Origin of the sequence: Acinetobacter higginsii (genome assembly GCF_000369525.1) — a bacterium.
Taxonomy (GTDB): Bacteria; Pseudomonadota; Gammaproteobacteria; order Pseudomonadales; family Moraxellaceae; genus Acinetobacter; species Acinetobacter higginsii.
The window spans coordinates 1017299-1030973 of record NZ_KB850072.1; the positions used below are offsets into that span (position 1 = coordinate 1017299).

Here is a 13675-nt window from a genome sequence, read left to right on the forward strand (position 1 = left end):
AATGACGACTGCCACAGCAATCAAACAGGATGTAACCGCTTGTATTCTATGTTCACGTAATTGCGGACTCAGTGTAGAGATTGAAAATAACCAGTTTAAGAAGATTAAAGGCGATGATCAGCATCCTTTTTCGCAAGGCTATATCTGTCAAAAAGCCGCACGTTTACAGCATTACCAACAACATGCTGATCGTTTAACTTCACCGCTAAAACGTCAGGCAGATGGTTCCTATCAAGAGATCAGCTGGGAACAAGCCATTCAGGAAATTGCAGAGCAGCTTGTACAGATTCGAAATACCCATGGTGGAACAGCCTTTGCATCGGTAGGTGGTGGTGGTCAGGGCAATCATTTAGGCGCTGCTTATGGTCGTCAGTTGCTCTATGCCATGAAAAGTTTCTATGCCTACAACTCTTTGGCGCAGGAAAAAACAGGTGATTTCTGGGTGAATGGCCGTTTATTTGGTAGTCAATCCTGTCATACTACTGAAGATGTGGAATATGCAGATTATGTGCTGTTTATCGGAACCAATCCTTTTCAAGCGCATGGCATTCCAAATGCCAGAGACACCTTAAAACATATCAAAAAAGATCCAAACCGCACCATGGTGGTATTTGACCCACGGGTGACGGAAACGGCTAAACAAGCCGATATTCATGTGCAATTAAAGCCAGGTACCGATGCTTATCTGATGTCGGCTATGATCGCAATCATGCTGAAAGAAGGGCTATATGATCAGCAGTTTATTCAGCAGCATACCCATGGCTTTGATCAGGTTAAACAAGCCTTTTTAGCGGTTCCAATCGAAGAATATATTCAGAAAGCCGATGTTTCAGTCGAACTGATTTACCAGATTGTCCGTGATTTCGCTCAAGCACAACGTGCTTGTGTCCGGATTGACCTTGGTATTCAACACACCTTGAATACCACTTTAAATGGTTATTTGGAAAAGCTTTTATATTTACTCACAGGAAATTTTGGTAAACAAGGTGCTAATAATCTACATACCATGTTTATTCCAATTTTGACCAACACTGATGAGCGCAACCCAAAGTATCGCCGTACGGTTTTTCATAAAATGTTCCCGATTTCAGGCTTCTTTCCTCCGAATATCTTGCCCGATGAAATCTTAAAAGCAGGTGAGAAACGGGTTCGTGCGGTGTTTGTCGACAGTTGTAATCCTTTGCTTACTTATCCAGATACCGCTGCATATGAGCAAGCATTCCAGTCGCTTGAGTTATTGGTGGTGGTCGATGTGGCAATGACTGAAACAGCACGAATGGCACATTATGTGTTACCTGCACATAGCCAATTTGAAAAGTGGGAATTTACAGGGTTTAATTTGGAATTTCCTAAAAATGGCTTTCACTTACGCCATCCACTTTTTAAAGCCCAAGGCAATAGTTTACCTGAAGCCGAGATCTATACGCGCTTGCTGGAAGCTATGCAAGTGATGCCGAAACAGTTTCCTATCCTAAGTAAAATTGCAGAAAAAGATTCGGCCAATACCGCGTATCTTGCTTATTTTGCTGCACTTGGTGCAAACTTTGCGAAAAATAAGAAGCAGATTCCATTTGCGGCATCGATTGTATATCGTACCTTGGGTAAGACTTTAGCAAACGATGCAGCCTCTACAGCCTTATTACTTCCATTGTGTATGCAATATGCGGCTCAGCACTATAAAGCAGTTAAACAAGCAGGTTATGTGGGCAATCGTTTGAACCTAGGCGTTAAATTATTCCAGACCATTTTGCAGCAACGGTCGGGTGTAGTGTTGTCTCAACATGACTATGCTGATGTGTGGAGTTTGATTGCTTATAAAGACAAAAAAATTCGATTGGCAATTCCTGAGATGTTTATCGAGTTAGCACAGTTAAAACAACAGTCTTTGACCTTAACCGATGCCTATCCCTTTATTTTGCTTGCAGGCGAGCGCCGTAGTTATAACGCCAATCAAATTTATCGTGATCCTGCATGGCGTAAAGTTGATGCTGAAGGTCGCTTGAGAATGAATCCTGAAGATGCATTGAGTTTTGGCGTTGAAACAGGTCATGCGCTGCAATGTATTTCTGAGCATGGCAAGATTCAGGTCACAGTTGAACTCGATGAAGGAATGCGCAAGGGCGTGGTGTCTTTACCACATGGTTATGGCTTACGTTATCGCGGTGGCGAGCCAATAGGGCCGCAATTGAATCGTCTAACCTCAACCCAGCATTGTGATCCTCTGTCAAAGACGCCATATCATAAATATGTCCCCGTTCGATTGGAACGCTTAAGTACTTAGACGATCGGTGAGTTGATTTAATCAGATATTTGCACCATCTTATTGCATATGAAATAAAACATGCCATGGGATGGTGCAAAGTAATTTGAACAAAAATACTCAGGACAAAACCTATTTTTGTTTATAGATTGAAAGAGTTGTTCTTTTGAATGAATAAGCAACATCGGCAATGCTGATAGGGTAAAACTGGAATAATTATTGCTGTAATAAAAACAATTCACTGTGATGAGTAAAACAAGGACGCACAGAACTTGTGCTAAACCCAGTTAAAAGATTCACAATATGAGTGCATATGATGAAGCATGAAATAGATGACACGAGTATACCGATCTTACAAGATCAGTATGGTCGTATTAAGCGCAAGTTACGGATTTCCGTGACAGACCGTTGCAATTTCAAATGCATTTACTGTATGCCTGAACATCCTGAATGGATGAAAAAACAAGATCTACTCAGTTTCGAGGCACTGTTTATTTTCTGTCAATATATGGTTGGACAGGGCATTCAAAATATCCGTATCACCGGTGGTGAACCTTTGATGCGTCAAGGTGTGGTGCATTTTATCCGTGATTTGCAAAGTTTAAGGGCTTTGGGGCTAAAACGTATTTCAATCACAACCAATGGTCATTATTTGGCGAAGTATGCAGAGCCATTGAAGCAGGCGGGTCTAGATGATCTGAATATTAGTCTGGATAGTCTTGATCCGCTTCAATTTAAACAACTGACTAAAAAAGAACTTGCGCCTGTATTTGCTGGTATTGAAGCCGCAACAAAAGTTGGTCTGCCGTTCAAAATTAATTGTGTACTGATACAAGGTCAGAATGATGACCAAATTGTGCCGATGGTGAAATGGGCCAAACAGCATAATATTCCGTTGCGTTTTATCGAGTTTATGCCGCTGGATGGTGATCAGCACTGGACAGATCAAGCCGTGGTCAGTGAAGCGGAAATCTTAAAGCAGCTCTCAGCGCATTATGACATTCAGGTCTTAGAACAACAGCATGAACCTGCACGCCTCTATCAGCTTGATGGCCAATATAAACTCGGTATTATTTCAACCATTACCCATTCATTTTGTGGGGACTGTGATCGAATTCGACTGACGGCCCAAGGTGAGTTATATAATTGTTTATTTGCAAGACAAGGTCTAAATATAAAACCTGATCTGCAACAGGCAATCAAACAAAAAGCTGAACTGAAGCCGTTGGCATTTCATCAACTTGATCAAAAAATTAAGCCTTATATTTGGAATAAGGCGCAGGGTTATCATGCAATACAACATCAGCAAGCACGTAAAATTAGTATGCATATGCTTGGTGGTTAGTGAGGGAAGTTGTTTGGAGAAAATATGCAAACTATTGAGATAAAAATAGAAGCCTTTGGCGCAATTGAACGGTTATTACCCAAGGCGCTGGCATTTGAGTTTGCAAAAGATCAAATGGTCAAAGATGTACTGTCACATATTATCAATCTTTATCCAGATGCTAACTCCGCGATGGAAAAATGCGCCTGTGCGATTGGTGAGGATATCGTGACACGTCAAACCGCATTAGATACATCCTGTACTTTAGTTTTGTTGTCGCCAGTGGCGGGAGGATAAATATGCGTGAATTTGCCCGCGTCCAAGATCAGGCTTTAAGCCTCGATCACTTTGATCCGATTCAATCCTTTCCTGAATGCGGTGGGATTGATATTTTTATTGGAACTGTGCGTAATCACCACGAAGGAAAAGCGGTTAAAGCACTGAAATATACCTCTTATACGCCTGTCGCAGAAAAGATGATTCGCGCAATTGAACAGGAAATCAAAGATAAATATCAGGTTTCTTATGTACGTGTCATGCATCGGATCGGTTACTTGGATGTCAGTGAAACCGCGATTATCGCGATTGCCTATGCAGCACATCGCCGTGAAGCCTTTCAAGCCTGTGAAGAGGCCGTAGAAAGGGTCAAACATGAAGTGCCGATCTGGAAAGAAGAGTTTTTTATGGATGGCACCAGTCAATATGTAGAAGGCTGTTGTATTCGTAAAGATCAAACCGATAATGTTCAAGCGAAAATCCCTCTCAGTCCCCCTTTATTAAAGAGAGATTTACCCGAGCATCACCATGAAAATTGTAGCCATGAGCATACACACGAATAAAGCGTCAGGAAGTTAAAATGAAAAATGTTGGGATGAAACCCGAGAGTTATCGTGTTGCAGAAGCGCAAGCGATTTTACATGCACCAGCACATTGCATTCAGTTGTTACGAGATGGTAATACCGAAAAAGGTGATGCTTTAAAAACTGCACGTATCGCAGGTATTTTGGCAGCTAAACGTACGGACGAGCTGATTCCACTCTGTCATCCATTACCGATTTATCGTGCCGATGTTGATTATGACCTGCATGATGACCATGTGGTGATTCTGACCACAGTTGAAACCATTGGCCCAACAGGTGTGGAAATGGAAGCTCTAACTGCTGCGAGCTTAGCGGGCTTAACCTTATATGACATGTTAAAACCGCACTGTGAGCCAGAAGAGCTATGTTTAGATCAGTGTAAATTGCTGAAGAAAAAGGGTGGAAAATCACACTTTAAACGTACTTTACGCCAACCTGTTTCAGCGGCTGTAATTGTACTGTCAGATACAGTTGCAGCGGGTCGTAAACCCGATACCGCAGGTAAGTCCGTGGTTGAGACTTTGACTGAAGCAGGCTTTGATCCGATTCATTATCAGATTTTGCCAGATGAAGCTGATCAGTTGAAAGATTTAGTCCTAGAACTGACTAAATCTTATGCATGCATTATGACGGTGGGTGGGACAGGTATTGGTAAGCGTGATATCACTGTGGATACCCTAGAACCACTATTAGAACGCAAACTCGACGGCTTAATGGAAGCGGCGCGTTCATTTGGACAAAAACGCACGCCATATGCAGCCATGTCACGTGGCATTGCTGGTTTTATTGACCGCTCATTAGTGGTGACTTTACCGGGAAGTCGTGGTGGTGCGAGCGAATCGATGGCTGCCATTTTACCAGCCCTCGTCCATATTTTTGATGTATGTCGGGACTTACCACATCCGGGAGGTTATGAATAATGTCAGGATGTGGTGCTGAAAAGGGTTTGATCAGTATTGATGAGGCATTAGCGTTGGTGCAAACCCAACCGAAAGCTTTAAAAGTTGAGACATTGGCTTTAGCCGATAGTATGAATCGCTATTTAGCCAAAGCTGTCTGTTCAAATGTCGATCTACCGAGTTTCTCACAAAGTGCCGTCGATGGTTATGCATTGAATAGTGCTGCGGATCATCTGCAAGATTTAGTCTTTGACGTGATTGGTGAAATTAAAGCAGGTAGTGAATCTGAGTATCAGCTTGAAGATGGGCAAGCGATTCGTATTTTTACAGGTGGAAAAATACCTGAGGGCACAACGCATGTTGCTCGACAAGAAATTGTCGTCGTTGAAGCCAATCAAAGCATTCGCTTGACTGAGCACATTCAGCCTCAAGCGGATATTCGTTTTGTCGGTGAAGAAGTGCAACGGGGTCAGCAATTGGCGGATGTTGGACAACGAATCAATATTGGTGCACTGGCAGCACTAAGTATGGCGGGTGTACACAGCATTGATGTTTTTCAATCACCTAAAGTGGTTGTGGTCATTACAGGGGATGAAGTTGCTGAAACCCCTGAGGACTTGCAGGCAGGGAAAGTTTTTGATGCCAATGGCCCATTACTGAAAGCTTGGTTGCAAGACTATGGGATAGATGCAGAAATCTTACATATTGTAGATGAAGCGGCAGAAGTGACACAGTGTTTTGAGCGCTTAAAACAACAATATAATCTGATCATTACCACGGGCGGTGTTTCCGTTGGCGATTATGATTTTGTTCGCCCATGCGCGTTTGAAACAGGTTTTGAGCAAATCTTTTGGAAGGTAAAACAAAAACCAGGCAAGCCATTATTCTTTGCCGAATACACACAGCAAGATCATCGTTGCTATTTGTTAGGTTTACCTGGCAATCCTGCTGCCGTGTATGTGTGTATGCAGGTGTATGGCAAAGCTTTGCTTGATGCCTTTCAGAACCAACGCCAACCTTTGCAGTGGTTGAGTGGCGTACTGACCCATGATTTAAAATCGGATGCACGTGAACGTTTTTTAAGAATGCAGGCTTATTTTGATCAAGGGCAGCTCAAGTTTAAAAGCTTGGCGAAGCAGCAATCGCATATGCTGAGCAACTTAATGCAAGCAAATAGTCTGGTACTTATCCCAGCCAATACGAAATTGGGTGCAGGACAAATCCTTTCTGGGCTATTCATTTACAACTAAATTGTTTTGATGAATTTATGTAAAATGACTGAATATTGGTATTTTTAGCCAAGTGCCAATATTGCATCTGATGGATAAGGTAGTTTAGTGTATATTTTATATTGTTTAGGTTCTAAACATGACGGTTCAAGACATAGATGTCTTTTTAAATAAAACTTTAAAAAAATGATTAGGTGATAATAATGAAATGGGACGAAATTGGCGACCAGCCATGTTCAGTGGCGAGGACGCTTTCAGTATTGGGTGATCGTTGGACAATGCTCATCTTACGTAACGCATTTATGGGTATACGCCGTTTTGATGATTTTCAGCGTAGTTTAGGACTGACACGTCATGTCCTTTCAGAGCGTTTAAAGCGTTTGGTTGAGCATGGGATTTTGACTAAAGTGCCGTATGTTGATCGTCAAGAGCGTTTTGAATATCAATTGACAGACAAGGGTTTAGATCTCTATCCAATCATTCTCTCGATGGTGCAGTGGGCCGATAAATGGATGGATATGGGACTGGGTAAACCTGTTGAATTTACCCATAAAACCTGTGGCAGAAAAATCAACCCCAAAGTGGTGTGTTCTGAATGTGATGAGCCGATTCAAGCCAAAGATGTTCGTGTCGCGGCTGGGCCTGGTTATTTCGCTTTTATCGAGCAAAAAAAGCAAAGTGCTTGATTTATAAATTTTGTCGTTCTGTCTCTTGTTGAATGGCATGAGATAGAACCTCAAAAACTTTGGGTTGCAGTGATTGCGCCACATTAAAACGAATAAAGTTTTTGAAATTTTGGCTCTGGCTAAATGCATTTCCTGGAGCCAAAATCACGCCATTGTCTAAGCAGCGCTGTGCAATACGTGCTGTATCGAAGTGGTGTGGTAATTCACACCATACAAATATCCCAGCAGTGGGTTTCACCCATATTTTGATTCCCTGTTTCTCAAGTTGTTTGATTGTTGCATCCATTGCTTTAGACAAACGGACCTTTAATTCTTCTAGATATTTACGATAATTTCCATCAGTTAATGCAGCATACAAAATTTCTGAAGATAAATTACTCCCTCCAAAGCAAGTCGCGATTTTGATATCAGTTAAATCTTCAATCCATTCTGTTTTGGTTGCAATATATCCTGTACGGACTGAGCCAGATAAAGTTTTTGAAAAACTGCCGATGTGAATGACACGAGATAAGCCATCCAAAGCTGTGAGACGAGGGGCACTATGCAATTCTAAATCTGCAAAGATATCATCTTCAATGACAATCAAATTAGATTGCTCAACCAGTTTTAACACCTGATAAGCCGTTGATGCCGTTAACACAGCACCAGTCGGGTTGTGAATGCCTGAGTTGGTAATGTAGAGGCGTGGATTGTAGTTTTCGATTGCCTGCGAAAATGCTTCAAGATCAGGTCCAGTCGGCGTATAAGGCACACCGATGATTTGAACCTGATGAACTTTGAGTAGGGCATGAAAGTTGAAATAACAAGGATCATCAACCAGAACCACATCATTCGGCTTGAGAAAATAACGACAAATTAAATCGATTGCCTGCGTACCTGAATCTGTCAATAAGATCTGATTTGGACGCGCTTCAATGCCTTTGCTCAAGATTCTTCTTGAAAGTAATTCTCGTAAAGGTGCTAGGCCTAAAGGTGTTGAGTAATCAGTCAAAATGCTAGCAGGAGCTTTAGATACCTTGCGAATGGCTTTGCGGATATTCTCGTGTGGCATCCAGTCATCAGGTAACCAACCACATCCTGGTTTTAAAACATCTGGCTTTGCTTCTAATGCCTGTCTAGAAATCCAGAGTGGATCAATACTGCGATCAATCTTTGGATGGATTTCAGAGATAGACAAAGGTGCAAGTGGTCCTGCAACAAAAAAGCCCGATCCTGTTTTGGCTTCAATAATCCCTTGAGAGGCAAGACGTTCATAAGCTTCAACAATGGTTGAAACAGATAAATGCAGCAAGCCAGCTAAAGCGCGAACTGAAGGTAGACGTGAACCTGGCAGCAATGAACGGGTCTTGATTTGTTCCTGAATGTGCTGGATCACGAAATCAATTTTTGTACTTTTCATCTCGATCTATCTTTAAACTGTATGGGTTAGTAAGCCAATACAGTTATTTGAAATTGTACTGTACTGTGTATGGTGCTTAAACCATAGCACAGTTTAAATTCTTCATATAGATTTGGAGAATTTAAATGAAAACTTTCAGTAGTGGTTGGATGAATGGTCTAATCGGTGTGATTATTTTTGCCGGTTCACTACCAGCCACACGCGTTGCGGTTATGGATTTTAGCCCTACCTTTTTAACTGCTGCTCGTGCCGCAATCGCGGGGCTTCTTGGTTTGGCCTTGCTTTTATTATCACGTCAGCAATTACCAACACGAAAAGATTGGTTGCCATTATTTTATGTTGCGATTGGGGTTGTAGTTGGCTTTCCGTTATTTACAGCATTGGCACTTCAATATGTCAGTGCTGCGCACACCATTGTCTTTGTAGGCTTATTGCCTTTAGCGACTGCTATTTTTGGTGTGCTACGAGGTGGAGAAAGACCGAATTTCGTATTTTGGTTATTCGCAGTTTTAGGTGCTTCACTGGTTTTTGGGTATATGTTAGTCCAAACAGGGAGTTGGGCCTTTAACTATGGTGATATTTTCATGTTATTGGCAATTATATTCTGTGGTTTTGGTTATGCCGAAGGCGGAAAACTCTCTAAACATTTGGGAGGGTGGCAGGTGATTTGCTGGGCATTGATTATTACATTGCCGATCATGCTGCTCATTTCATATCTCTATATGCCTATGAGCTTTGATCAAATTTCAACATCGGCAAAACTTGGTCTGGCCTATGTGTCTTTATTTAGTATGCTGATTGGTTTTTTCTTTTGGTATAAGGGCTTGGCACAAGGTGGGATTGCAACTGTTGGGCAACTCCAGCTGTTGCAACCGATCTTTGGTTTGGCGATTGCCGCAGTCTTATTACATGAACAAGTAAGTCCTGCCATGTTTGGCGTCACGATTGCAGTAATTGCCTGTGTTGCTTGTGCCAAGAAATTTGCGTAAATAAAAAATTATAAACAATTTGCAGGTTTAGGTACGCCAGCTAAACGACTTAAATGTCGAGCGACTAAACCTGTATTAAATTTCTGCTGCAATGTTGCATTATCAATTTCAGGGCTAACGGTTTTCATTAAAAACTTAATCAATGGGCGTGTTGCTGGTGAATGTCCAAACTGTTGGTAAAACTGGCGGACAGCATGCAGAATTTCAAAATGCCAATCTGTTAACTGTAAATCTAGAGACTTCGCTAATTCTTGTGCAACGTCTTGATTCCAAATGGTGTAATCAACTAAATGGCCGTCTTGGTCTAACTCTAACTGCATAAAATAGCCTAACAAATTTAAAATGAATTGAAGATGTCTTATTTCAAAGAAACGCAACGTTTGAATTTTAGAGTCAAATCCGCAAATTGTGCATAATCGATTGCTTGAATCCGAGATTTAATTTCATCATCAAGTAAATTGTGCTCGTTTGTTAAACAATAAATGTTGTAATAAGTTGCTGTAATCGCGCTAGGTATTTGAATTGCTGCATTACCCATAATCACAATATAGTCATCAGATTGTGCCATTTTAATTAAATCCGACCAAATTTGATCAGCATTAGATTGCATGAGGAACAGTGTTGTTGCTTGCATGGAGTGGCCTTACCAGTACATTATATGATCAAATGATTGAATAAATTCAGGACAGAGATCAACAAATTCAATTTCCTGTTCTGTATTTTTAACAGCGTTAAGTTCTTGATTTTTTGACTCAATTAAAATTGGGGTTAAATCATAGAACTCAAAACTTTCAACCAAGTTAGATGCAATTTTAAACTCGTGTAAAAGTTGATCAAATTCTAATTTATTATCCAATAAGTTAATTGCTGCACATTTTAATAATACTTTGACAGAAATACCAAAGGTTGCTAAAACCATAGTAGCGGACAAGCTTTCATTGATTTGCAAACTTGTTAAGTTAGGTTGAGTTAGAATGACGAGTACAGATTTCACACAATTTACCTTTTCAAAGCAACACGCTAGTAAAGAACTTTAATTAAAATTGAATTAAACGAGAACAGCTTTGTACTGCGTCAGCAAGTTCTCCGAGGCCTACAAGTTCAAAGCCATTGGCTAAGTTGTGATGTTGAAGTGAATGACGTTTTGCATTGTCCGCATCAGTGATACCCCGAGCAAGGGCAGCACTGACACAGACAGGGAGTCGGATGCCAAGCTTTTGCCATTCTTGTTTTAAGTTGCGTTGATCATCGGGAAACCACTGTAAGTCATTCGCAACCTGAACACCATCTTGGTAAAAGAAGACACGAACTTCTTCATCCTTATTTTGAAGCGCTTGAGCTAGACCAAAAGCATGCCAAGCCATAATCGACGTAGGAGAGGAAGTAATTAGCAATAGTGTGCTCATGGAATATTCACTATGGTCATAATTGGCAAAAAAATGATGGACAGATATAAAGGAAGGTAAGTATACAATGATTTTGCTGACAGGTGGTTTAGGCTTTATTGGTTCACATATTGCTTTGAGCCTTTTGGCTCACGGGCAAGAAATCGTCATTGTGGATAATTTAGCCAATTCGACCTTACAAACTTTAGAACGTTTAGAATATATCTCAGGAATGTATATTCCATTTGCGAAACTTGATGTTCGAAATACACCTGCACTTAATAAAGTTTTTGAACAATATTCCATCGACACTGTGATTCATACTGCCAGTTTTAAATCATTAGAAGAATCCACTTTAAAACCTCTTGAATATTATAATGACAATGTTAGCAGCATTATGAGCCTGTTAAGAGCCATGCAACGCATGGGGGTGAGACAGTTAATCAATTTGTCCAGTCTGGCGGTTTATGGGCAATCAAGTACTGAGCTTAAGGAAGAGACTGAATTTAATTATAAATATTCGAACCCTTATGTTCGATCTCAGCAAATGGTTGAAGATATTATTGCAGATACTTATCGTGTCGATCCCGAGTGGAGGATTGTAAATCTGAGGTTGTCCAATATTGTTGGTGCATTTGAGCATGGTGTGTTAGGTGAGTTTGTCACTCAGTTGCCTAAGAATATCGTGCCATTAGCTTTACAAGTTGCTGCTATGCAGCGTGAATGTATTGAATTGCAGAATCAGGCCGCAACTACTGATGGAACTGTTGAGAGAAGCTTTCTGCATGTTTTAGATGCATGTGATGCCATTTTAATGACTCTAAATTGGTTAAGTACGCAGAACAACTCTATGGAGTCATTCAACATCGCACATTCACAACTGACCTCAATTCAAAACTTATTAAATGAAATTGAGAAAGTGACTCAGGCGAAAGTGCATGTTCAGCCCGCAGTATTTCAGCATGATGAGATTGCACAATTAGGTGCAATAATTGATAAGGCAGGGAAGATTCTTAACTGGTCACCAAAACGACCTTTAGCACAGATGATTGAAGATGAATGGCGCTTTTATCTGAATACCTTAAAAGGCAATTAGGATAATGATTCTTATTTACAATTTTATCTGCTTTGATTAGGATAACGGCAACTAGCCAAAGCATCACTTTGCTTCAGCCCGTGAGAACTTTAACCAAATAGAGTAGAGGTTGTTTATGCAAATGCGAATTGAACACGACACAATGGGTGACATTGAGGTCCCGAATGAAGCCTTATGGGGTGCGCAAACGCAACGAAGTTTACAAAACTTTAAGATTGGTCAAGAACGCTTGCCACGTGCCATGATTCGAGCAATGGGTTTGGTGAAAAAAGCTGCTGCCATTACTAATGCTGAATTAAAACAACTTCCTGAAGATTTAAGCCAATATATCGTTGGTGCTGCTGAAGAGGTAATTGCTGGACAATGGGATGCACAATTTCCATTGGTGGTTTGGCAAACTGGTTCAGGTACGCAAAGCAATATGAACTGTAATGAAGTGATTGCCAATATTGCCAATCAGAAATTAGGTCAAGTATTGGGTGCACAAAAACCAGTTCATCCGAATGATCATGTCAATCGCGCACAATCAACCAATGACTCATTCCCAACTGCAATCCATGTGGCTGCAAGTATTCAAATTAATGAATTACTCATTCCAGCCGTTGCGAAGCTAAAAGATACATTACAGCGTAAGTCAGAAGAATTTGATGATATTGTCAAAATTGGCCGTACCCATTTACAAGATGCGACACCTTTGACTTTGGGCCAAGAATTTAGTGGTTATGTTTCACAATTAGAGCATGGCTTGAAGCGTTTACAGCAAGCACTGTCTGGTTTATATGAATTGCCTTTGGGTGGGACAGCGGTTGGTACTGGATTAAATGCACATCCAGATTATGCGGTTAAAGCAGCGGAGCAATTAGCTGAATTAACAGGTCTGCCATTCGTGACTGCACCGAATAAATTTGAAGCATTGGCTGGTCGGGATGCTGCTGTGTTTACATCAGGCGCATTAAAAACACTTGCTGCAAGCTTAAATAAAATTGCCAACGATATTCGTTGGTTGGCAAGTGGTCCACGCTGTGGATTCGGTGAAATACGTATTCCGGAAAATGAACCTGGTTCAAGCATCATGCCAGGTAAAGTTAATCCGACTCAAAGCGAAGCGATGACCATGGTTGTTGCTCAAGTTTTAGGGAATGACACCACAATTAATATAGCGGGTGCTTCAGGTAACTTTGAGCTCAATGTATTTATGCCCGTGATTGCTTATAACTTACTGCAATCGATTCAGTTGTTGGGTGATGCTTGCAATAGCTTTAACGATCATTGTGCGGTAGGCATTGAGCCAAATCGTGAGAAAATTGATTACTTCTTGCATAACTCATTGATGTTGGTCACTGCATTGAATCCTGTGATTGGCTATGAAAACTCTGCCAAAGTTGCGAAAACGGCTTATAAGGAAAATAAAACCTTAAAGCAAGTCGCGGTTGAACTTGGTTTAGTGACTGCTGAACAATTTGATGAGGTGGTGAAACCTGAAAATATGGTGTCACCGAATAGTAAGTAAGCTTGATTCCTGAATAAGAAATCCCTCTTTAATAGAGG

15 protein-coding genes are annotated in these 13675 nt (G+C 41.0%); 10 read left to right on the forward strand and 5 right to left on the reverse strand.

What is annotated here, in order from left to right; all coding sequences use genetic code 11:
- The first annotated feature begins 1 nt into the window (after window position 1).
- The 7 genes from F902_RS10740 (at window position 2) to F902_RS10770 (ending at window position 7258) form a co-directional block, all read left to right on the forward strand.
- Window positions 2-2281 carry a molybdopterin-dependent oxidoreductase gene (locus F902_RS10740; RefSeq protein WP_005203353.1) on the forward strand — a complete coding sequence of 760 codons (2280 nt, stop codon included), beginning with the start codon at window positions 2-4 and terminating at the stop codon, window positions 2279-2281.
- A 292-nt stretch (window positions 2282-2573) separates the two neighbouring features.
- Entirely contained in the window at window positions 2574-3605 is a 1032-nt protein-coding gene (moaA, locus tag F902_RS10745) for a GTP 3',8-cyclase MoaA (protein ID WP_005203354.1), read from the forward strand.
- A 24-nt stretch (window positions 3606-3629) separates the two neighbouring features.
- Window positions 3630-3881 carry a MoaD/ThiS family protein gene (locus tag F902_RS10750; RefSeq protein ID WP_005203355.1) on the forward strand — a complete coding sequence of 84 codons (252 nt, stop codon included), beginning with the start codon at window positions 3630-3632 and terminating at the stop codon, window positions 3879-3881.
- Window positions 3882-3883: 2 nt separating this feature from the next.
- Window positions 3884-4423, forward strand: a complete 540-nt coding sequence (locus F902_RS10755; protein WP_005203357.1) for a molybdenum cofactor biosynthesis protein MoaE — start codon at window positions 3884-3886, stop codon at window positions 4421-4423.
- A 17-nt stretch (window positions 4424-4440) separates the two neighbouring features.
- Entirely contained in the window at window positions 4441-5364 is a 924-nt protein-coding gene (moaCB, locus tag F902_RS10760; protein WP_005203359.1) for a bifunctional molybdenum cofactor biosynthesis protein MoaC/MoaB, read from the forward strand.
- Entirely contained in the window at window positions 5364-6593 is a 1230-nt protein-coding gene (locus tag F902_RS10765; RefSeq protein WP_005203360.1) for a molybdopterin molybdotransferase MoeA, read from the forward strand. The genes moaCB and F902_RS10765 overlap by 1 nt, the downstream gene beginning before the upstream one ends.
- Window positions 6594-6775: 182 nt before the next feature.
- Window positions 6776-7258 carry a winged helix-turn-helix transcriptional regulator gene (locus F902_RS10770; protein ID WP_005203362.1) on the forward strand — a complete coding sequence of 161 codons (483 nt, stop codon included), beginning with the start codon at window positions 6776-6778 and terminating at the stop codon, window positions 7256-7258.
- Between the two features lies 1 nt (window position 7259).
- Here F902_RS10770 and F902_RS10775 read toward each other — a convergent pair whose 3' ends face one another.
- Entirely contained in the window at window positions 7260-8657 is a 1398-nt protein-coding gene (locus F902_RS10775; RefSeq protein WP_005203365.1) for an aminotransferase-like domain-containing protein, read from the reverse strand.
- 125 nt (window positions 8658-8782) lie between these two features.
- On the opposite strand from F902_RS10775, the gene F902_RS10780 reads away from it, so the two are divergent.
- The gene (locus F902_RS10780; RefSeq protein ID WP_004807456.1) at window positions 8783-9646 is read left to right on the forward strand and encodes a DMT family transporter; all 864 of its coding nucleotides are present in this window, start codon (window positions 8783-8785) and stop codon (window positions 9644-9646) included.
- Window positions 9647-9654: 8 nt separating this feature from the next.
- On the opposite strand, the gene F902_RS10785 is transcribed toward F902_RS10780, so the two are convergent.
- Genes F902_RS10785 through tusD form a run of 4 tightly spaced genes read right to left on the reverse strand, consistent with a single transcriptional unit; the run spans window position 9655 to window position 11052 of the window.
- A complete protein-coding gene (locus F902_RS10785) occupies window positions 9655-9966 on the reverse strand; it encodes a TusE/DsrC/DsvC family sulfur relay protein (RefSeq protein WP_005203367.1) in 312 nt (103 codons plus the stop codon).
- A 38-nt stretch (window positions 9967-10004) separates the two neighbouring features.
- Window positions 10005-10280 (reverse strand): hypothetical protein, encoded by a 276-nt coding sequence (locus tag F902_RS10790; protein ID WP_004807451.1) that lies wholly within the window; start codon window positions 10278-10280, stop codon window positions 10005-10007.
- Between the two features lie 9 nt (window positions 10281-10289).
- Window positions 10290-10640 (reverse strand): hypothetical protein, encoded by a 351-nt coding sequence (locus tag F902_RS10795; protein ID WP_004807449.1) that lies wholly within the window; start codon window positions 10638-10640, stop codon window positions 10290-10292.
- Between the two features lie 43 nt (window positions 10641-10683).
- Complete coding sequence (gene tusD, locus F902_RS10800; protein ID WP_005203370.1) at window positions 10684-11052, reverse strand: sulfurtransferase complex subunit TusD; 369 nt, start codon at window positions 11050-11052, stop codon at window positions 10684-10686.
- 67 nt (window positions 11053-11119) lie between these two features.
- Here tusD and F902_RS10805 point away from each other — a divergent pair, with 67 nt between their 5' ends.
- Window positions 11120-12127 (forward strand): NAD-dependent epimerase/dehydratase family protein, encoded by a 1008-nt coding sequence (locus F902_RS10805; RefSeq protein ID WP_005203372.1) that lies wholly within the window; start codon window positions 11120-11122, stop codon window positions 12125-12127.
- Window positions 12128-12242: 115 nt separating this feature from the next.
- A complete protein-coding gene (fumC, locus tag F902_RS10810) occupies window positions 12243-13637 on the forward strand; it encodes a class II fumarate hydratase (protein WP_005203374.1) in 1395 nt (464 codons plus the stop codon).
- The last annotated feature ends 38 nt before the right edge of the window (window positions 13638-13675 follow it).

What these genes read in the sequence shown, in the direction of transcription:
- F902_RS10740 (WP_005203353.1), top strand. Translation starts at nt 2, where the DNA reads ATGACGACTGCCACAGCAATCAAACAGGATGTAACCGCTTGTATTCTA.
- moaA (WP_005203354.1), top strand. Translation starts at nt 2,574, where the DNA reads ATGATGAAGCATGAAATAGATGACACGAGTATACCGATCTTACAAGAT.
- F902_RS10750 (WP_005203355.1), top strand. Translation starts at nt 3,630, where the DNA reads ATGCAAACTATTGAGATAAAAATAGAAGCCTTTGGCGCAATTGAACGG.
- F902_RS10755 (WP_005203357.1), top strand. Translation starts at nt 3,884, where the DNA reads ATGCGTGAATTTGCCCGCGTCCAAGATCAGGCTTTAAGCCTCGATCAC.
- moaCB (WP_005203359.1), top strand. Translation starts at nt 4,441, where the DNA reads ATGAAAAATGTTGGGATGAAACCCGAGAGTTATCGTGTTGCAGAAGCG.
- F902_RS10765 (WP_005203360.1), top strand. Translation starts at nt 5,364, where the DNA reads ATGTCAGGATGTGGTGCTGAAAAGGGTTTGATCAGTATTGATGAGGCA.
- F902_RS10770 (WP_005203362.1), top strand. Translation starts at nt 6,776, where the DNA reads ATGAAATGGGACGAAATTGGCGACCAGCCATGTTCAGTGGCGAGGACG.
- F902_RS10775 (WP_005203365.1), bottom strand. Translation starts at nt 8,657, where the DNA reads ATGAAAAGTACAAAAATTGATTTCGTGATCCAGCACATTCAGGAACAA.
- F902_RS10780 (WP_004807456.1), top strand. Translation starts at nt 8,783, where the DNA reads ATGAAAACTTTCAGTAGTGGTTGGATGAATGGTCTAATCGGTGTGATT.
- F902_RS10785 (WP_005203367.1), bottom strand. Translation starts at nt 9,966, where the DNA reads ATGCAGTTAGAGTTAGACCAAGACGGCCATTTAGTTGATTACACCATT.
- F902_RS10790 (WP_004807451.1), bottom strand. Translation starts at nt 10,280, where the DNA reads ATGCAAGCAACAACACTGTTCCTCATGCAATCTAATGCTGATCAAATT.
- tusD (WP_005203370.1), bottom strand. Translation starts at nt 11,052, where the DNA reads ATGAGCACACTATTGCTAATTACTTCCTCTCCTACGTCGATTATGGCT.
- F902_RS10805 (WP_005203372.1), top strand. Translation starts at nt 11,120, where the DNA reads ATGATTTTGCTGACAGGTGGTTTAGGCTTTATTGGTTCACATATTGCT.
- fumC (WP_005203374.1), top strand. Translation starts at nt 12,243, where the DNA reads ATGCAAATGCGAATTGAACACGACACAATGGGTGACATTGAGGTCCCG.